Below are 17,056 nucleotides of genomic sequence, written 5' to 3' on the forward strand. Positions count from 1 at the left end.
AAAAAAATAATTCAGCAAAATTCAAAAATTTAACCAATAGTAAATAAAAAATTAACTGTTGGTGTTTGATAAAGCATAAGAACAGGTTAATAATTTGAGCGTGGACCAACGAAGCCCTTCTCTCACGGAGTGAGCCGCTCTTAAACAATCGAGGCGCTGCACAAGCGCGAATCAAACCATCCAAAGTCAGTGAACTTTGGGATGGGGTGGATGCGCACATGCAGCGTCGTCAGATGCCGCCTTTTTCTCCCAACTCGCGCTTAGCCTGGCTGTTATTACAGCCGGGGCACTGCGCTGTGAGCGGAAAACGCGGCATCCGGGACGGTTCGGCTTGCCGAAAACCCGCGCCTGCCACCCCATCGCCAAAGACTCATTCACAGGAGGAGTTATGGCGATAATACATTATGGCAAAAGCGTATTCGTAGGTAATGCACGCACCCGCAGACATCGTCGGCGTCAGCCGCTCAGTCGACTCAAGCTCAGCATCGATCAGGCGCTGGGCTGCGAACCCGAAAATCCCCCTTTACGTCACGCCGAACGCATCGCTCAGCGTCCGGTGACCTCGCGTGTTGAACGGGCAATCGCCCCGACGCACGTTAACCGTTCCGAAAACGCCAGTTTCGATAACTGCTGTCTGCCGCATGTGCACCTCTACGCCGTGCGCTGAATCTGCCCTGTTTCCTGCCTGTACCGCTGTACTTCACCTTTTCTCCCGTTTTGTCTGAACGGGGATCCTGACCGCACTGTTTAGGCCTGCTGCTGGGTTCGCCTGGGGCATTGCTGGGGTTATCTCTGGCACTGATCAGTGCGCTTTAACTGTCGTTGTCGCATCGGGAACGCTTTCCCATGCCCGTAATAGAGGAATGGTCATGAGCCAGATTATTGAGATTCTCAATTTTGAAGAGGGTTACGTCGAAGCGCCTTATCTCGACACGCAGGGGTTTCCTACCGTGGCGGGTGGCATTCGCATCGGACCAAAAGGCGCGTCACTCAATAACTATGTGTTTCGCGTGCCGCGTCAGGTCGGCGACGTCTGGAAGAAATGCATCATCGAGGGCAAAGCCCAGCAGATGCAGAGCCGACCGCTGCTGCAACAGGCGCTGGCGAAGTGCAACGACGCGCGAAGCGACGTGCTTTACAGCATGGCGTACCAGCTCGGGGTCGATGGTCTCTCTCTGTTTACCAGCATGCTGAGCGCGGTGGCGGCGGAGGACTACGACAGCGCGGCCAACTCCATGCTCAACAGCCTGTGGGCGCGTCAGACGCCGGGACGCGCCCGTCGTCATGCCGAAGTGATGCGCAGCGGCACCTATGACGTTTATCGGGGGCTGCTATGAAATGGTTGCTTTTTATCATCGCCGTCCTGGCGGTCATCGTTGTGCTGCTGATTATGCAGCGCTTCACCACCCTGGAGTTTGTCGCCCATGCGCGGCTGCTGTTTAAAACCTGGTCTGTCTGGCTGGCGTCGCTGGGATCGATGCTCAGTGCCTGGGTGCAGTCCTTTCCCACTGCGGCGCTGGACGCCTGGAACACCCTGCCGGAAGACGTTAAAGCCATTCTTCCCCACAACTATCTCGGCCTGATCGGCGCCTTTATGGTGGCGATGGGCGTCATTGCGCAGTTTGTTCGGCAGAAGAATCTGCTGCTGCAAAAGCAAGAACTGGAGACGAAGAAAAAATGAGCCTGTTTACCGCACTGCTCTCAGGCGGCTGGCACTGGATCGCCGTTATTGGGGCGCTAATTGCCGCGCTGGGCGCCAGCTACTTCGGCGGCAAAAAGATCGGCAAGGTGCAGCAGCAGGCCAAAGCCGATACGGAGAGCGCGAAGAAAGAGGCGGCGCAAACTGCCGCCGTCGCGCATCAGCAACAACTGCATCGCGAGGAGGCGACCCGTGTTACGACCGAGAACAGCAATCTTGATGACGCTGCTGCTCGCGACAAGCTGCAGCAGTCGAAATACAACAAACCCTGAGCCAGCGGCCGTCACCGATTCGGCCTGCGTGCTTTTTTCACCGATTTACACCCACGGCGACGATGCGCAACGCATGGACGTTCGCACCGTTCGCGCCATCAATACCCACAACGATATGTGGGACCAACTTTGCGGCCGTCCGGCCACGCACTGACAGACGTCAGAGCATTAGTACCCTGAAATCCTGAGGAGGATACCATGATTGAAGTGAACTCTTATGCTGAACTGCGTACCACCAAACCCGCAGCAGCAGGCCAGGTCGCCAGCCTGAACCGCTATTATGATAAGGATTCAACCTTCCGTGGCGGCGGCGATTTTATCGGCTACCTCGGCACCACCACGCTGAAAGATGACGGTGGCACAATTGCGGTGGGCGATGGCTTCTACTGGAAGCGCACCATTAACGATCCATCCGAGTTGAACGTGCTGCACTTCGGTGCGAAAGGCGATGGCTACACTGACGACACCGACGCCTTTATGCGCATGTACAACTGGACCAAAACCTGGAACGCCAACTGCGTCGCGCTGCCCGTGCGTTTTCCCGGCGGGAAATTCCTGATCAAGCCTATCGATCTCAGCGCCACTGATGCGACCTTCTTTGGTCTGCTCGGCGATGACTCGCCGCTGGGGTCGCTGCCGCGTACCACCATTATCTCTGATAAAAGCGCCACGCCGGTGTTTAAGGTAAAAGCGCGCCGTACGGTGATCACCGGGATGGCGTGGAACGGCCAGGCCAGCGCCGATACCGTGAAGAACACCGGCACCATCACCGCCGATCTGGTGAGCAACACCCAGCCGTTCTTTGAGAACACCTGTATCGAAGGGGAAACGGTGAATATTCACTGCTTCCGCGCGCAAAATACCGGCGGCACAGTGTTCAAACTGCTGGATACGCTCGACAGTAAGTTTGACCAGATCTATACCCTCTACACCTATTCGCGCGTGTTTGATGTGGGCTGGTCAAACTCACCGAATGGCGTCTGGGATCACTCAACGGCAATCGAGCTGAGCAACGCTAACTTCCAGACTGGTTACGGCGACGCCACGCTCTATATGCCGCGCGTGACCCAGGGGATTATGCGCAACGTCTGGATTGAGCATACGCGCAACCCCGGCAATCTCTCCGACGGCGGCTGGACTATCGACACGCTGAACATTGAAGCTTGCGACAACCCATTCAATCTGAACAATGCGCGCGTGGTGATGCGCCAGATCGGCCTGCAGTCGGGCGGCACTATCTCTCAGGATGCCGTCAGCGGCCGCTGGCTCTCTACCTTTGAGTATGGTTATCGTCGTGACGAGAACCACGGCACCTTTATGACCGGCTCGCTGCGAGCAGGGTACTACAGCGGTTATAAAGTAACCAACAATACCAGCACCGATAACTGGTATCGCCTCGGCCAGTTCTTCTTCCCTAACCCTAACCAGCAGTGGGTTATTGAGATGATTGGTAAAGGCGACGCCACTTCACCGTCCACGACCGCCACCTCGCCGGTCAATATGGTGGGGACCGGTAAAACCTGGATCAACCTGCAGCGACTGGAAACCGTCTGGGCCGACGCCTGCCATATGGGGCAACCGGCGGTGCTGGATATTCGCTACAGTCGTGTCGGCACCACCTATGCGGTGGTGTGGGTAAAGCTGGCCGCGAACAGTGGGGACACTATGTTCAACCTGCAATGTACCGGCCCAACGCGCTTCGATAGCGGCTCCTGCTCGCTGTTCCAGTCCGATATGTCGGTGGTAACGGACACCACCAAGATGGGGACGCTGAAACCGGCCGCACGCTTTGGCTTGCATAATGGACTGGCGGGGATCGGCGCCAACGAGAAAGGCGTAGTCACGCTCGCGACGACCGCGGGTACGCCGACTAACAAAACCACGCCTTCGGGCTTTGTGCTTATCAATATCAATGGTACCGACCGCAAGGTTCCTTATTACGATTGATGACAGGCACGTTTTGGCGAGGCTGCGGCCTCGCCTTTTTTTGTTTCTGGCGCAGAAAGCGAGCGGGGGAGCGATTTCAGGTATCAAATGACGAGAAAAGCAGCATCTGCACGCTGCGGCTCTTGACGCAGGTAGCGCTTTTTTCTACCTTATTGCCCCGTAGTTCTCGCCTTAATGCCGGTGTAGCTCAGTTGGTAGAGCAGCGCATTCGTAATGCGAAGGTCGCAGGTTCGACTCCTGTTTCCGGCACCAGTTATATCAAAGCGTTACCCGTCATTCGTTCCTTCTCCTTTTAGCCTGTGTGAGTGTCGATTTGCTTCGCATGTTCCGTCAGATGATTCGGTGCCAGATGTGCATACCTGCGAACTATCTCAATGCTTTCCATCCGCCCATTTTTTGAACGAAAGAAGCGATGCGCCAGCTGAACCAGCCAGCTTGCTCATGTATGCCGTAAGTCATGGAGGCGGAAGTTTTTGATGCCTGCTCGCTTGTGTACTCCCCTCTATGCCTTATTGCTGTCACATCGCATTTTCTGAGCGCGGCTGTTTTGGTGTCGTTGTTCCGGTATGCTGACGTTGCTATGTGCCCGAACACCGACCTCTTATGCTTCCCTTGCTGCCCCTGCAGAATCCCCAAGGTCGTTGCGTTCGGCGGAGCGCCGATATCTTTCTCCGCCTTTGTCTCTTCCGGGGCATCCATGCAACCTTTCTTTCAAGATCAACCTGAGACCACTCTAAATCTGTTACGTTTGTACGCCCCATGTTCTTTGGCCGCGGCGTCGATATCTTCGGAACCTTGTCGAGCCACTTCCAGATGACAGCCAGGTTAAGTAACACGCGAAGCAGGGCAAGATGCGTATTTACTGTTGCTCTTGCTACGGAATTCGGTAAACCAATCACCTGACAATATCTAACTCTGTTCCCTAATGGCTTCTAGCGCCTTCCTGCATCTATCAATGCTTTCGCTATCTGAACTCTTGGGTCATAATTCGAGCCGGAGTTGAGCATTCTGTCCTGCATTTCTGCTTGTTCCAGGATGTGAATCACTTCTGAGTTCATAGACCGGCCATTGCGCTTTGCTCGCTCAGCGATGGATTTGCGCATGCCTTATGGAACCCTGATATTGATTCTGTCCATGAGCAGACTTGGCGGCTTTCGCATAAGTATCCTTTTCGGTGTTAATGAGGGCTTATGAATGTTGTGTCAATTTAGCGCCGTTAATTTAACCCAGTTACACATTTGTTCCAATCTCTAAGGCATCTTCATTCTTATCACCTGATCCGCTTCGGCGGTTTTTTATTGTCCGGAGAAAAGCAGGTGATCGTTTCATCAACCCAGCGTTACATAGAATAGAGCGAGGACAGGATCGCTACCTTATTCTCTATTGCGTTTTATTGGCTCTTAACAGCGGTATTGCCGCAAGGGGCACGATGCAAGTGGCAATCTGACTTAATTCGTTAATGGTAAAGTCTTCACAGCATCCAGAGCCGGGAAAAGCGAATATGGAACACTCACAGCAAACACCGCCTTTCTGTCAGACAGCACCTTAAAACTGACGATTGCGGCATTTCGGCCGCTGAAAAGCGCGTAGCAGTCAGGGTTTAGGGCTTGATCAAGATGTTCCGGTTTAAAGAAAATAAAGAGAAAAAAGGGTGACGTGCGCATCTACACCGGCGTAATTGCTCATGATGCGAGGCTGAGGGGATAAACCCGTTCCGTTATAGAATCGCATGCCTGGATAAATGGGAAGCCACACCAGAGCAAGCGGATGACAAGACCGGTGACGTGATAAGGGAGGCGAAAGCCGTAGGCGATCGCTACGGCATTCGTTATGAAGAGCTAATGTGCTTTGTTATTTTTGCCCTTTAATTAGAACATCAGGGCGGCAGTTGCCATTAGACCAAAAATCAAATAAGAGTTTCTATTTACATCTTTAGAAAACATTTCGTAATAAATCCACAAGCAAGCCGCTGCTGCAACAACCTCCCAAACGAATAAGACTCGCATCCATGACGCGAAAACCGTTGGGGAGAAGCTAAGCATAGCTACGGTAGCATATCCAAGTAGTAATGCTATTAGTGGCTTAATTAGGGTTTTGTTTACTGTTGAAGCAATGCTTAAACTATAAAAAACAGAAATAATCACCAGTAAGGAGAAAAAGTAAGAGGCATATCGACCATATGAAATCCATCGTTGTGGATTAAGATAATCTTCGTTGTAGAATGCTACGCCTAGATTTGTCAGGTTAAAATGCTTAATAGCCATAATTACAAGGTGAATAATCATGACTAATTTAAAGAAACTTGCTGTTTTTGATTTGAACTGGCTGATAGAAAGCAAGCATATGCACAGAAAACACAAAGTACCAAATATGATTCCATCGTGCATCACTACTGTTTGATGTACGCGGTCAAAGCCAAATGTCAGTTTTTGGACCATTGTCATGTCTTGGAAGCCGGGAATCCATCTCCATGCTTCCTTTTCTGAGCGAACATAGTTGCCAGGCGAAAGAAATAATATAGCTGAATTAGCTAAAGCAAAAATTATGAAAAGATAGCTGTACTTTCTTCTGTACGTTCTTTCTGAAATGGTAAGTAAAATAGATGATGCCACGGTGAAAATCGCGGTTTGCTCATTGAAACAAGATACAGATAAAGAAATTATGGCAAAAACACCTTCGGCAAACCCAACTCTATCCTTTTTCATGAAAACTGAAAAAGAATAAGCCATAAGCGACACAGGCAAAAGGTAATTGTAGAATCCTGTGACCCACCATGCGGCGTTTTCATTTACCGACAATGGTATCATCATAAACAGGCAGAGGAATGCGGCGCACAGCCATGTGCTAAATTTTCCGTTTATTATACGCGATACCGAGGCGCAAAGCAGGAATAGCGATACCGGAATTCCAATCTTCCATACCGGATGCATATTGATAGTGCCAACCATCAGCGCATCAAGAGTGAATCGCCCGCTCCATATAATATATCGTCTCAGCATGTATTCTTTGATGTTGATGTTATCAAGGGCGTGCGAGAAAACCAGATCGTCAGCGAAACCTTGCAAGCTCAGTCGCAGGCTTATCCCAACAAGGATAATTGCCATAAAGGCAAAAAGATACTTGTTCAACGTATTATTTACAGACATAGTCACCTCTGTAAAGCTTCCCATTGCTAGCTCGGGAAATCATTACTATTTCCTTTGATATGGATTGTTCCCATGGAAGAATTCTGATGGCTGACACCAGCCCGGAGTTATCAAATTCTCCAGCAGATTTCATTTCACTGGTTTCTTGGTTTCTTTTGTACACCTGTCCTTTCATTTTAATGTATCCTGATCCGTCAGATACTTTAATGTAAAGAGTGTTTTCAAACTTCCTGACACCTGCAGGGAAGGACCATGCAGAAATATAAGCGTAATTACTTTTGATATCACATGAGTCAACGTCCCAGGATGTAAGCTTTCCAGCAGTTTCAGGAAGCTGAACCACTTCATGTCCGTTCCACGTATGAAACATAATGACTATAAAAAGCAGACCAATAAAAGATAACAACAGGAATGCTCTGTCTATGAGCTTAACCATTACTTCCTTTCCTTCTTAACAATAAATCTTGGCCGCTGCTTTGTTTCAATGTAGATGCGCCCGATATACTCACCAAGCACTCCTATACCAATCAGCTGCACACCACCAAGGAACAGGATAGATACCAGGATTGAAGGGTAACCGTGAACAGGGTTTCCAAATATCAGTGTATCCAGAATCATGTACGCGCCGTAGATAAATGAAAGCCCAGCAACAAGCAGGCCAATGTATGTCCACATACGAAGCGGAAAAGTAGAAAAGGAGGTTATTCCTTCTAGGGCGAGATTCCATAATTTCCAGCCATTAAACTTCGTTTTCCCTGCGATGCGATCAGCGCGGATATATTCAACAATCTCTGTTTTTCCTCCTACCCAACTCAGTACACCTTTCATAAAAAGGTTTCGTTCCTGAAGCTGCTTGATGTTCTCTACGACACAGCGAGACATCAGGCGAAAATCTCCAACATTCTCTTCAATTTTCGGGGAGCTGATTTTATTGTGCAACTTGTAGAACCATTCGGCAGTTACACGCTTCATATGACTGTCAGAGCTACGGTCTACCCGCTTCGCCAGTACAACATCTGCGCCCTCTTTCCATTTTTCAATAAGCTCAGGGATAACCTTTATCGGGTCCTGCAGGTCGACATCAATTGGGATAACGACATCGCCGGTGGCACACTCGAGGCCAGCAAACAGAGCGGGCTCTTTTCCAAAGTTGCGAGTAAATGTTACGTGCTTTATTAGTGAATCAGTTTTCTTAAAGAGAAGGATTACAGTTTCAGTGCTGTCTGTGCTTCCGTCGTCTACAAACACGATCTCAACTTCGTGCTCCGCAAAAGCAGGAAACCCACGGACCTCCTGATAAAACAGCGGGATTGCGTCCTCTTCGTTAAAGACGGGGACTACGAGTGATATTTTCATTTCCGATCCTTGAAAACAACAAATCTTGAATAGATAAAGCCGCAAACCAGACTCATCGCTGAGAACACGACTAGCGTTATGACTGGGTTGGAGTGATTACGGTCTGCATATAAGCCAACAGCTGAAGCCATGCCGCCCATAAAGAAGATATAAAGCAGGTAGCGAAACGTTGTTGCCTCAGCGCTGAATGTCCATTTGGCATTTGCAAAGAAAGAGAACGTCACTGCAATGCAAAATGCTGCGAAGTTGGAGAGGGATTGCGACTGGCCTTCAGTGTAAAGCACGGTGAAAGCGACCCAGTGGATGAGCGTGTTGATGACGCCGACGGATGCGTACCGAGCGAAGAGCTTAACCATTAAGACTATCCCCATTAGCAGAAGGTGCGGATCTTGGCATCAGTTTGGCGTTAAGGCAAGAATTCGTAGAGATGTATAAGGTATAGAAAAGCCCCGACGATTGGGGGCTGAGGTAGTCTGTGCTGGCCTGAGCCGGCTACGGGAGGAAAAGGGTTTAAATCCAGTGCTGATAAAATGCCAGGCCAACAATAAGAGTGACTGATGCGATGACATTGAGCGCAACGACAGCGCGAGGTGAAACATTCATCACATAACCTCCTGTACTGAGTGTTATCTAAGGCTAGCAGAATGAGACAGATTTGGGACATGCAAAGATTTGTGACCTTTTCCCGGCCTTTGCATGTTTTCGCATTTTGGGACGTGTGAGCGCAGCAGAATGGGGTAAAATAATGTGTTAGAGAGTGGTTCTTAGAATTCGTAATGCGAAGGTCGCAGGTTCGACTCCTGTTTCCGGCACCAGTTATATCAAAGCGTTACCCGTCATTCGTTCCTTCTCCTTTTAGCCTGTGTGAGCTCAAAATCCCCCTTGCTGTAACTCACTGAACCCTTCTTATCGACCTCAGCTTTGTCACCCCTTTTCTTATTAGCACTGCGTGCCGCCTGGTAAAATAAAAAACAATGATAATCAATTGGATACGCTTTACTTGAAAAAAGTGCATTATTTTTTGTTTGCTATTAAGTAGTGCGCTATGTAAATTCAGCTCATCCCGAATGCGCCGTAGCTAAGGCGGTGCATTTAAATAGCGTGCGATTTAATAGTGAATTGATTAAAGGAGTAACCTCATGAAAATTAAATATACCTTTTTAGCCGTGGCACTGGCCGCCGCTTCTGCTAACAGCTTCGCTGAAGCACCGCAGCCGGAACGTCACGTACAAAGCTTTTTAAATGCCCTGAACAGCAGCGGCGGCAAACCGCTTGAACAGCTCTCGCCGCAGGCGGCGCGGCAGGTGCTGATCGGCGCGCAAAAAGGCGCGACGTTGCCTGACGCAGAGGTAACGGAAAAAACCATCGAGATAAACGGACAGCCTTTAAAACTCAATATTGTTAAGCCCAAAGGTGCGCAGGGCACGCTGCCGGTGTTTATGTTCTTTCACGGCGGCGGCTGGGTATTAGGGGATTTCCCGACCCATGAACGCCTGGTGCGTGATCTGGTCGTCGAGTCGGGCGCCGCGGCGGTATTCGTTAACTATACGCCGTCACCGGAAGCGCACTATCCCGTCGCCATCAATCAGGCGTATGCCGCAACCCGCTGGGTCGCAGAACACGGCGCCGAGATTGGCGTGGATGGCAAACGTCTGGCGCTGGTGGGCAACAGCGTCGGCGGCAATATGGTGGCGGCGGTCGCGCTGCAGGCGAAGCAGCAGCATACGCCAGCGATTCGCTATGACGTGATGCTGTGGCCGGTGACCGACGCGCACTTTGATACCGGGTCATATCATCAGTTCCAGAATGGCTATTTTCTGACGCGCAACATGATGAAATGGTTCTGGGATAACTACACCAATAAAGCGAGCGATCGAAACAATATTCTGGCTTCGCCGCTGCGCGCTACCCGCGAACAGCTGCAGGGGCTGCCGCCAACCTTGATCCAGACCGCCGAGCTGGACGTGCTGCGCGATGAAGGCGAAGCCTTTGGGCGTAAGCTGGATGCCGCTGGCGTCGACGTCACGGTAACGCGCTACAACGGTCTGATCCACGATTACGGCTTGCTGAACGGACTGAGCAACGTACCTGCGGTACGTACTGCGCTGCGCCAGGCGGCCGATGAGCTAAAAACGCATCTGAATTAACTCCCTTTGCCAGGCAACCTGCCTGGCTTTTTTTACCTCGCCGCGCACACAAAAAGCAGTGCACCAGAGACTGCGCCAGGTTAAATTCGCAAAATCAAGCTGTTACTCCCCTCACGACTGCAGGATACAGACATGTTTGCAAAGCACTATGATGTTGATGAAAACCATATCGATTTCCAGGGCATCGTCGATGGCCTCTATTATCCTTTCTATATGGAATGGACGCGCCATGCCTATATGCGCGAAGCGCTGGGTATCGACATTGAAGAGGAGTTTAAACAGGGACGCCTCTATATGGTGCTGGAATATTCGCTGCGCTTCCGCAAGAGCCTGCAAAAGGGCGACCGACTGGAAGTGACCTGTGCGCTGGAAAAAAATGAAAAGCGCAATCGGGTTAACTTCGTTCAGCAGATCAGAGTCGGCGGCGTCACTTATGCCGAAGCGACTTTTGTCGCAACCTGCCTCAGCAACGGCAGGCCCAGCATGCCGGATGCGGTAATGCACGCCTTAAACGCGCTGTAACGCAGAGGGTGAAGGGCTAAAGCCAGCCCTTTACCTTTACGCACCACGCCCGATGCCTTATTTCCCTCTGTCCTGACCTCTCGGCCAATTCTTAGGCCGCCCGGCGAAATTGATGAGATATTCGTCACGTTAACCGCCTTAATTTTTCCGCCTTTATCCCCGCTTTTTTTACATCAGCACTGTTTAAGCTGGCGCTATGTTTTAAATGCATATTGTTATTCTTCTTAAGAGTGCCTTGCTGACCGCAGATAAATATTGCACGCATCGAGAAATAAAACTTATTAAGCCCGGTTAATCTAATTTCACGTCAGTTTGTACGACGTCATGAAAGCACAGCTTTTTTTGCTTTTTCCTGCCAGGATAAATCCTAAGGCTAAAACTGCTTTTCTGCGGGTTGAAGAGGAACCGTTATTAGTGGGTTTTTTACCGTTTAAGGACGCCAGTTCAGACAGGTGATAAATCTCACAGATAAGCGTAATCCCTGCTTATCCATTCATTCTGATGAATAAGCAGAGCGTCTGTGCGGAAATTCCGGTTTCGCGTTCGCCCCATTGACGGAATAAAAGCGGCACGTAATATCTCATCATTCAATCCTGATTTTTTCTGTAGTCGCACACTATTTATCCGGGAAAAATAAAAATGCTGAAGTGAGCCCGGCACTAACGTTTTATTGCGGTTATTGCTGCGCTTTTAGCGTGGACGTAAAACACTTTTCCCAGAGGATCTATGGTAACGCTTAACAGCCCGTTAATTAGCGTAATTGTGCCGGTATATAATGCGGAAAACTCGATTATTCGCTGTGTTGAAAGCGTGCTGGCGCAGCGAGAGGCGCGCGTTGAACTGATTCTGGTTGACGACGGGTCGACCGACAGCTCGCCGCTGATACTGGAGAGCTGGCGCGACCATCCCCAGGTGCGCATTATTACCCAGCGTAACGCCGGCGTTTCATCGGCGCGCAATGCGGGCATTGCGGCGTCGCGCGGCGTTTATTTGCGCTTCGTCGATGCGGATGATTTTCTGCCCGACAACGCATTAAGCCTCTGCCTGTCGCTAATGAATAATGACGTTGGCCTGATTGTCGGCGAGTCGCAGCACTTTACACCGCAGGGGCGGCCTGTTGCGCGTACGTTTCCCTCTGCGGCGCGTCGCGTGCTCAGCGCCAGCGACGCTGTCAACGATCTGCTCTATTTCCATCCGCGTCACGGCATCTGCGACAAGCTCTTTAACGGCGAGCTGATTCGCGCGCATCAGCTGCGCTTTAATGAGCAGATCGCTAATTTCGAAGACCTGCTGTTTGTCATGCAGTATCTCAGCCTGCTTAAAAGCCAGCGGGTGATATGCATCAACAGCGTCATTTACAACTACGTTGAGTCTGAGAACTCGGCGACGCGCTCGTCGGTGCGCGAAAAACATTTTTCATTCGCCCGTTCATTTAGTGAAATGCAGCGGCTGCTGTCGCGCAGCAACGACAAATTTTTCTATTTCCTGCTGCTGAAGGTCTCCTCAGCCTATTTATATAAAGCCATCGTCTCAGGCGAGTTTAATTCCGCCTTTATCAACGATCATATACGCCGTTACCGTCAGGCTTTTAAAGCCTACCTCTCTTCGGGGGTCATCGTTAACGGCTGGAGCCTCTACTTCACGCTTTTTTTCTGCTCGCCGCGTCTGGTCTCCCAGCTGCGCAAGCTGGCGCAAAGCGCGGTTCGCGGAGGGTAATCATGAAAGATAAACTGAAGAATTCGTTGTGGATGATCGCCGAGAAGATCATTGCGGTCTTTGGCCTGATTTTCGTTACCTCCTTCGTGGCGAAATATGTCGGGCCGACCACCTTCGGCATTATTTCCATCTCGCTGCTGGTGTTTCAGTTTTTGCAGACCGTGGCCTATATGGGCAGCGATGTCATTCTGCTGAAACGGCTGTCGCAGAATAAACACTCCGGCATCAGGCTGATGCTCTCCGCATCGGTACTGATTTTCACGCTCTATCTGGTGCTGGCGTCGGCCGGTATGGTGATAATGCGCGCAGAGATGACCTCGCAGGCGCAGCTCTTTATTGTCGCTGCGGCCATCGCCTGCCTCTTTTCCGCCATCGATCTGGTCAACGTCTTCAACGAGGCGATGCTGAATGCGAAACTCAACGTCATCGCCAACGCTATCGGCTTAACCATTAGCCTGACGATACGCTTCGTCATCTCATACTTCGAGCTGGATCCGCACTATCTGGCGCTGCCGATCGTGCTGGCGACCTTTATTCCCTTTGTTATCAAGCTGGCGCTGTTCCGCCGCTATGAAGGCGCGCTGAGCACGCCGAGCCGCAAACAGCTTAAAATCTATTCACGCTATATGCTGGCGTCCGGCGGCACGCTTATCTTCTCAGTTATCGCCGTGGCGCTCTATACGCGTCTGAACCAGTTCAGTGTCAGCTATTTTCTCGGCGTTAAAGAGGCTGGCGTCTTTTCGGTGGCGTTAACGCTCTCCGGCGCCTGGGTCTTTTTGCCCAATGCGCTGCTGGCGTCGTTCTATCCCGCCTTTTTCTCTGAACGCGATCCTAAACGCGCCATCGTTAAAATTCAGCAGCTGCACCTGCTGGTAGTGGGGGTGTCGGCGCTGGTGATCGCCGCCGTCGCGCTGCTGGCACCGCCCTTTATTCATTACTTTTACGGTCCGGCCTACCAGGATGCGGTCGCGCCTACGGTCTGGCTCTGTCTGGGCGCGATGTTCGGCCTGCTGAGCAGCGTGATGGATCGCTTTATTATCAAATACAACGGTTACGCCTATCTGGTGAAAAAAACCTTTTTCGTGCTGCTGATTTGCCTGGTTTCTTCTGCTGTTCTGGTGCCGCTCTATGGCCTGACCGGCGCAGCCTTTAGCGTTATTTTGACCGAACTGCTCTCGTTCACGCTGCTGAATTACTTTTTTGCCGCCCAACCGATGTTAACCATTCATCGTTCTTTTTTCAGTCCTAAAAAAATATGGTTTTTATTAAACGACGCTAAAACCCTCAGATAGTTAAGAGGAATGAAAAATGATATCTACACCCAAGTTCAGCATTATTATTCCCGCGTGGAATGCGCAAAAAACATTGAGAAGAACATTAATCAGTGTTTTACAGCAGACCTGCGACGATTATGAAGTGATAGTGGTTAATGACGGCAGCACCGACGGCACCGCCGCGTTGCTGGAGGAATTTAGCTACCAGCAGAATATTCACGTTATCAGTCAGCCGAATGGCGGCGTCAGCGCGGCGCGTAATCGCGCACTGAAGCAGGCGCAGGGGGATTTTATTCTTTTCCTCGACGCTGACGACTGGGTTGACGAGCACTTTCTCGCCAGCTTTCAGCAGTCGCTGGATAACAGCCACGGCAGGCCGGTAGACTTAATCGTCGGCAACCTGGTCGACGATCGTATCGGCAGCATCCGTAAATATGGCTATTTTGCGGCGCAGGAGATGCCTTATCTGCTGGGCGAACTGGAGATGAGCGACAATATCGGTTATCTGCACAACAAGTGTTACAGTCGACGCGTAATTGAGGTGAATAATCTCCATTTTCTTGAGGGGATCTCCATGAGCGAAGATCTGTTGTTCAACCTCAAGTACTTTTACAACGTCAGTAACTGTCTGGTGATCGACAGCACAGCCTACCATTACGAGAACGTGATGGATTCGCTGTCAAAGAAGCGTGTTCAGTACAACGAACTCAAGGAGCGCAAGCAGTTTCTGACCGGCCTGTATGACACCATCATGAATAAGTATACGCACCGCGATCTCGACTACTTTCTGAAAGGCGTCTCTAAGCGGGTACTGGCGCTGGATATGCAGATAGTGACGTCGATGTATCACGACTCCTTTACGCACAATGAAATCTCACGCGAAATTAATGAGATTAAACGCGGCAAATATTCGAAAGGAATTTTTATCCTGCTGAACCGCAATGAAAAACTGAAATATATTATTATGAATTTCAATAGCTTTGCGGCTTATTACTGTCTTTACGCCCTGTATAAGGCGCGCGCTTTTTAATGGATGTATTTCATCCGCTACACACGACCGGATTTTACGTTTCTCTGGCTTATTATCGTTAATCACGTCGGGCGGCCCGCAACGGCCGCCCGATGCTGAATCGCTTACTGAGCGGGGCGCAGCGCGCCGGTTTTAAACACGCTCATCGCCTGCGCCATACGTTCCGCCTGATCCTGCAACGCCTGCGAGGCAGCCGAAGCTTCCTGTACCAGTGCGGCATTCTGCTGCGTCACCGCTTCCATCTGGGTAATCGCCATATTGATTTCGCTGATGCCGGTGCTCTGCTCGCTGCTGGCGATAGTGATTTCGCTCATGATGCCCGCCACGCTATTCACGCTGTTGACCACTTCGCCGATGGTTGAGCCCGCGTGGGAAACCAGCCTGCTGCCTTCATCCACTTTCATCACGGAATCTTCAATCAGCAGTTTGATCTCTTTCGCCGCCGACGCTGAGCGCTGCGCCAGATTACGCACTTCGCTCGCCACTACGGCAAAACCGCGTCCCTGTTCGCCCGCGCGCGCCGCTTCGACGGCAGCGTTAAGCGACAGAATATTGGTCTGGAAGGCGATAGAGTCGATCACGCTGATAATGTCGACAATTTTCTTCGACGACAGCGCAATGGCCTCCATCTTCTCGATGACCTGTTCCATCACCACGCCGCCTTCACGCGCCACGGCGGACGTCGTCGCGACCAGCTGATTGGCTTCACGCGCGTTGTCGGCATTGTGCTTCACGGTAGAGGTCATCTGCTCCATCGCCGAGGCAGTTTCTTCCAGCGAGCTCGCCTGCTGTTCGGTACGGGTAGAGAGATCCAGGTTGCCGCTGGAGATCTGGTTCGACGCGACGGCGATGGTATCGGAGCCGGTGCGGACTTCGGTCACAATGCTCAGCAGATTGTCGTTCATTTGCTGCAGCGCGCGCATCAGCACGCCGGTTTCATCGCGACTGTCGATAGTGATTTTTGAGCTGAGATCGCCCGCGGCGACGCGCTCGGCGACGCCAACCGCTTCGGTGAGCGGGCGCACGATTGAGCGAGTCAGGTAAATGCCCAGCAGAATCGAGGCGACGATCGCCAGTGCGGCGCAGACCAGCGTAATCATTATTGCGGTGCTGGCGGCGCTGACAATGGTGCGGCCTTCGTTGCGCAGCTGTAAATCCTGCGAGTTGGCGAACTTCTCTGCGCCCTCAAGGAAAGCATTCTGGGCTGGCGTCATGGTTTTCAGCGCATAGACGCCGGCGTTTTCGAAATCACCCGCTTTCACCAGCGCGATCAGCGCGCTTTTCGCGGTTTCGAATTGCTTGCCCGCTTCAATCAGACCCTGGATTTTCTTTTTGCCGACGGCAGTAACCTGAATGGCGGCGATGCGGTTCATTGCGGTATTGGTGCGCTGGGTCGCTTCATCAAGCTGGCCGTAGCGTTTGACGTTTCTGTCCGGATGCGGGGTGTCGATGACCAGCCCGCGCAGGTACTTAATCTGATCGTTGACGCCGTCACGCACGTCAAAGGCGAGACGCACTTTGACGTAGCGGTCGTCAACGATAGCGGAAATGCCGCTGTTAATGCTCTGGATTTTGCTGACGGTTGTTATCCCAATGATCACCATCAACACCACCACAATGCCGAAGGCGACGCCAAGCCGGACGCCGACCTTCATATTTTTTAAACTCCACATCTCTGTTCTCCCCGCGATTACATAAAATGTTCTGCTTCAATAGTTAAGTTTTTAACGCCTGTGTGTGACCAGTCTGCGCCGGACTCCCAGGCCGCACGATAACGGCTAAGAATGAGAGCTGGCGCACAGGTTATCGGATGTTTTTGTTTTGACTTTAATTTTTTCCGAGCGTTTTCTGGCCGGCGTAGCGGCATAAAGGACGCGCCGGGCGCTTATCATTAGCGGCGGAGAGGATCAGAAGACCTTAGCGAGCTATCAGATTAATCAGACTAAG

18 protein-coding genes and 1 tRNA gene are annotated in these 17,056 nt (G+C 51.2%); 12 read left to right on the forward strand and 7 right to left on the reverse strand.

The genetic code is table 11. The features are described from left to right. Positions 1 to 388: 388 nt before the first annotated feature. The 7 genes from D7S44_RS00500 to D7S44_RS00525 all read left to right on the forward strand — a co-directional run bounded on the left by D7S44_RS00500 (position 389) and on the right by D7S44_RS00525 (position 4,170). On the forward strand, positions 389 to 667 hold the full coding sequence (locus D7S44_RS00500; protein WP_120451202.1) for a transcriptional antitermination N peptide: 279 nt from the start codon (positions 389 to 391) through the stop codon (positions 665 to 667). Positions 668 to 869: 202 nt separating this feature from the next. After that, on the forward strand, positions 870 to 1,337 hold the full coding sequence (locus D7S44_RS00505) for a lysozyme family protein (protein WP_120451203.1): 468 nt from the start codon (positions 870 to 872) through the stop codon (positions 1,335 to 1,337). Further along, positions 1,334 to 1,681, forward strand: coding sequence for a DUF7940 domain-containing protein (locus tag D7S44_RS00510; RefSeq protein ID WP_120451204.1), 348 nt, complete (start codon positions 1,334 to 1,336; stop codon positions 1,679 to 1,681). Before D7S44_RS00505 ends, D7S44_RS00510 begins: the two co-directional genes overlap by 4 nt. Next, positions 1,678 to 1,971 (forward strand): hypothetical protein, encoded by a 294-nt coding sequence (locus tag D7S44_RS00515; protein ID WP_120451205.1) that lies wholly within the window; start codon positions 1,678 to 1,680, stop codon positions 1,969 to 1,971. The genes D7S44_RS00510 and D7S44_RS00515 overlap by 4 nt, the downstream gene beginning before the upstream one ends. 28 nt (positions 1,972 to 1,999) lie before the next feature. Further along, the gene (locus D7S44_RS23970; RefSeq protein ID WP_257026002.1) at positions 2,000 to 2,125 is read left to right on the forward strand and encodes a hypothetical protein; all 126 of its coding nucleotides are present in this window, start codon (positions 2,000 to 2,002) and stop codon (positions 2,123 to 2,125) included. A gap of 44 nt (positions 2,126 to 2,169) precedes the next feature. Then, a complete protein-coding gene (locus D7S44_RS00520) occupies positions 2,170 to 3,918 on the forward strand; it encodes an amylovoran biosynthesis protein AmsF (RefSeq protein ID WP_120451206.1) in 1,749 nt (582 codons plus the stop codon). Between the two features lie 176 nt (positions 3,919 to 4,094). Continuing rightward, positions 4,095 to 4,170: transfer RNA gene (locus D7S44_RS00525), tRNA-Thr, on the forward strand. 114 nt (positions 4,171 to 4,284) lie between these two features. Here the strand turns inward: D7S44_RS00525 and D7S44_RS00530 are convergent. The 6 genes from D7S44_RS00530 to D7S44_RS00555 all read right to left on the reverse strand — a co-directional run bounded on the left by D7S44_RS00530 (position 4,285) and on the right by D7S44_RS00555 (position 8,776). Further along, on the reverse strand, positions 4,285 to 4,617 hold the full coding sequence (locus D7S44_RS00530; protein WP_120451207.1) for a hypothetical protein: 333 nt from the start codon (positions 4,615 to 4,617) through the stop codon (positions 4,285 to 4,287). A gap of 233 nt (positions 4,618 to 4,850) precedes the next feature. After that, complete coding sequence (locus tag D7S44_RS00535; protein ID WP_240629424.1) at positions 4,851 to 5,021, reverse strand: Arc family DNA-binding protein; 171 nt, start codon at positions 5,019 to 5,021, stop codon at positions 4,851 to 4,853. A 765-nt stretch (positions 5,022 to 5,786) separates the two neighbouring features. Next, positions 5,787 to 7,064, reverse strand: a complete 1,278-nt coding sequence (locus tag D7S44_RS00540; protein WP_120451208.1) for a hypothetical protein — start codon at positions 7,062 to 7,064, stop codon at positions 5,787 to 5,789. Beyond that, on the reverse strand, positions 7,051 to 7,500 hold the full coding sequence (locus D7S44_RS00545; RefSeq protein ID WP_120451209.1) for a hypothetical protein: 450 nt from the start codon (positions 7,498 to 7,500) through the stop codon (positions 7,051 to 7,053). The genes D7S44_RS00540 and D7S44_RS00545 overlap by 14 nt, the downstream gene beginning before the upstream one ends. After that, complete coding sequence (locus D7S44_RS00550; protein WP_120451210.1) at positions 7,500 to 8,420, reverse strand: glycosyltransferase family 2 protein; 921 nt, start codon at positions 8,418 to 8,420, stop codon at positions 7,500 to 7,502. Before D7S44_RS00550 ends, D7S44_RS00545 begins: the two co-directional genes overlap by 1 nt. Next, on the reverse strand, positions 8,417 to 8,776 hold the full coding sequence (locus D7S44_RS00555; RefSeq protein ID WP_120451211.1) for a GtrA family protein: 360 nt from the start codon (positions 8,774 to 8,776) through the stop codon (positions 8,417 to 8,419). Before D7S44_RS00555 ends, D7S44_RS00550 begins: the two co-directional genes overlap by 4 nt. Before the next feature lie 783 nt (positions 8,777 to 9,559). Between D7S44_RS00555 and D7S44_RS00560 the strand changes: the two genes are divergently transcribed. From D7S44_RS00560 to D7S44_RS00580, 5 genes are all read left to right on the forward strand, one after another. Continuing rightward, positions 9,560 to 10,567 carry an alpha/beta hydrolase gene (locus D7S44_RS00560; RefSeq protein WP_120451212.1) on the forward strand — a complete coding sequence of 336 codons (1,008 nt, stop codon included), beginning with the start codon at positions 9,560 to 9,562 and terminating at the stop codon, positions 10,565 to 10,567. A 132-nt stretch (positions 10,568 to 10,699) separates the two neighbouring features. Further along, positions 10,700 to 11,089 (forward strand): acyl-CoA thioesterase, encoded by a 390-nt coding sequence (locus tag D7S44_RS00565; protein WP_120451213.1) that lies wholly within the window; start codon positions 10,700 to 10,702, stop codon positions 11,087 to 11,089. A gap of 726 nt (positions 11,090 to 11,815) precedes the next feature. Next, positions 11,816 to 12,805: a glycosyltransferase gene (locus tag D7S44_RS00570; protein ID WP_120451214.1), complete on the forward strand. Its 990-nt coding sequence runs from the start codon at positions 11,816 to 11,818 to the stop codon at positions 12,803 to 12,805. Positions 12,806 to 12,807: 2 nt separating this feature from the next. Then, a complete protein-coding gene (locus D7S44_RS00575) occupies positions 12,808 to 14,097 on the forward strand; it encodes an oligosaccharide flippase family protein (RefSeq protein WP_120451215.1) in 1,290 nt (429 codons plus the stop codon). 16 nt (positions 14,098 to 14,113) lie between these two features. Beyond that, a complete protein-coding gene (locus tag D7S44_RS00580; protein ID WP_120451216.1) occupies positions 14,114 to 15,109 on the forward strand; it encodes a glycosyltransferase family 2 protein in 996 nt (331 codons plus the stop codon). Positions 15,110 to 15,213: 104 nt separating this feature from the next. Here D7S44_RS00580 and D7S44_RS00585 read toward each other — a convergent pair whose 3' ends face one another. After that, complete coding sequence (locus D7S44_RS00585; RefSeq protein ID WP_120451217.1) at positions 15,214 to 16,782, reverse strand: methyl-accepting chemotaxis protein; 1,569 nt, start codon at positions 16,780 to 16,782, stop codon at positions 15,214 to 15,216. Between the last annotated feature and the right edge of the window lie 274 nt (positions 16,783 to 17,056).

Origin of the sequence: Pantoea piersonii (assembly GCF_003612015.1) — a bacterium.
Classification (GTDB): Bacteria; Pseudomonadota; Gammaproteobacteria; order Enterobacterales; family Enterobacteriaceae; genus Pantoea; species Pantoea piersonii.

Excerpts from the sequence above, each read along its gene's own strand:
- D7S44_RS00500 (WP_120451202.1), top strand. The coding sequence starts at position 389 with ATGGCGATAATACATTATGGCAAAAGCGTATTCGTAGGTAATGCACGC.
- D7S44_RS00505 (WP_120451203.1), top strand. The coding sequence starts at position 870 with ATGAGCCAGATTATTGAGATTCTCAATTTTGAAGAGGGTTACGTCGAA.
- D7S44_RS00510 (WP_120451204.1), top strand. The coding sequence starts at position 1,334 with ATGAAATGGTTGCTTTTTATCATCGCCGTCCTGGCGGTCATCGTTGTG.
- D7S44_RS00515 (WP_120451205.1), top strand. The coding sequence starts at position 1,678 with ATGAGCCTGTTTACCGCACTGCTCTCAGGCGGCTGGCACTGGATCGCC.
- D7S44_RS00520 (WP_120451206.1), top strand. The coding sequence starts at position 2,170 with ATGATTGAAGTGAACTCTTATGCTGAACTGCGTACCACCAAACCCGCA.
- D7S44_RS00530 (WP_120451207.1), bottom strand. The coding sequence starts at position 4,617 with ATGGATGCCCCGGAAGAGACAAAGGCGGAGAAAGATATCGGCGCTCCG.
- D7S44_RS00535 (WP_240629424.1), bottom strand. The coding sequence starts at position 5,021 with ATGCGCAAATCCATCGCTGAGCGAGCAAAGCGCAATGGCCGGTCTATG.
- D7S44_RS00540 (WP_120451208.1), bottom strand. The coding sequence starts at position 7,064 with ATGTCTGTAAATAATACGTTGAACAAGTATCTTTTTGCCTTTATGGCA.
- D7S44_RS00545 (WP_120451209.1), bottom strand. The coding sequence starts at position 7,500 with ATGGTTAAGCTCATAGACAGAGCATTCCTGTTGTTATCTTTTATTGGT.
- D7S44_RS00550 (WP_120451210.1), bottom strand. The coding sequence starts at position 8,420 with ATGAAAATATCACTCGTAGTCCCCGTCTTTAACGAAGAGGACGCAATC.
- D7S44_RS00555 (WP_120451211.1), bottom strand. The coding sequence starts at position 8,776 with ATGGTTAAGCTCTTCGCTCGGTACGCATCCGTCGGCGTCATCAACACG.
- D7S44_RS00560 (WP_120451212.1), top strand. The coding sequence starts at position 9,560 with ATGAAAATTAAATATACCTTTTTAGCCGTGGCACTGGCCGCCGCTTCT.
- D7S44_RS00565 (WP_120451213.1), top strand. The coding sequence starts at position 10,700 with ATGTTTGCAAAGCACTATGATGTTGATGAAAACCATATCGATTTCCAG.
- D7S44_RS00570 (WP_120451214.1), top strand. The coding sequence starts at position 11,816 with ATGGTAACGCTTAACAGCCCGTTAATTAGCGTAATTGTGCCGGTATAT.
- D7S44_RS00575 (WP_120451215.1), top strand. The coding sequence starts at position 12,808 with ATGAAAGATAAACTGAAGAATTCGTTGTGGATGATCGCCGAGAAGATC.
- D7S44_RS00580 (WP_120451216.1), top strand. The coding sequence starts at position 14,114 with ATGATATCTACACCCAAGTTCAGCATTATTATTCCCGCGTGGAATGCG.
- D7S44_RS00585 (WP_120451217.1), bottom strand. The coding sequence starts at position 16,782 with ATGTGGAGTTTAAAAAATATGAAGGTCGGCGTCCGGCTTGGCGTCGCC.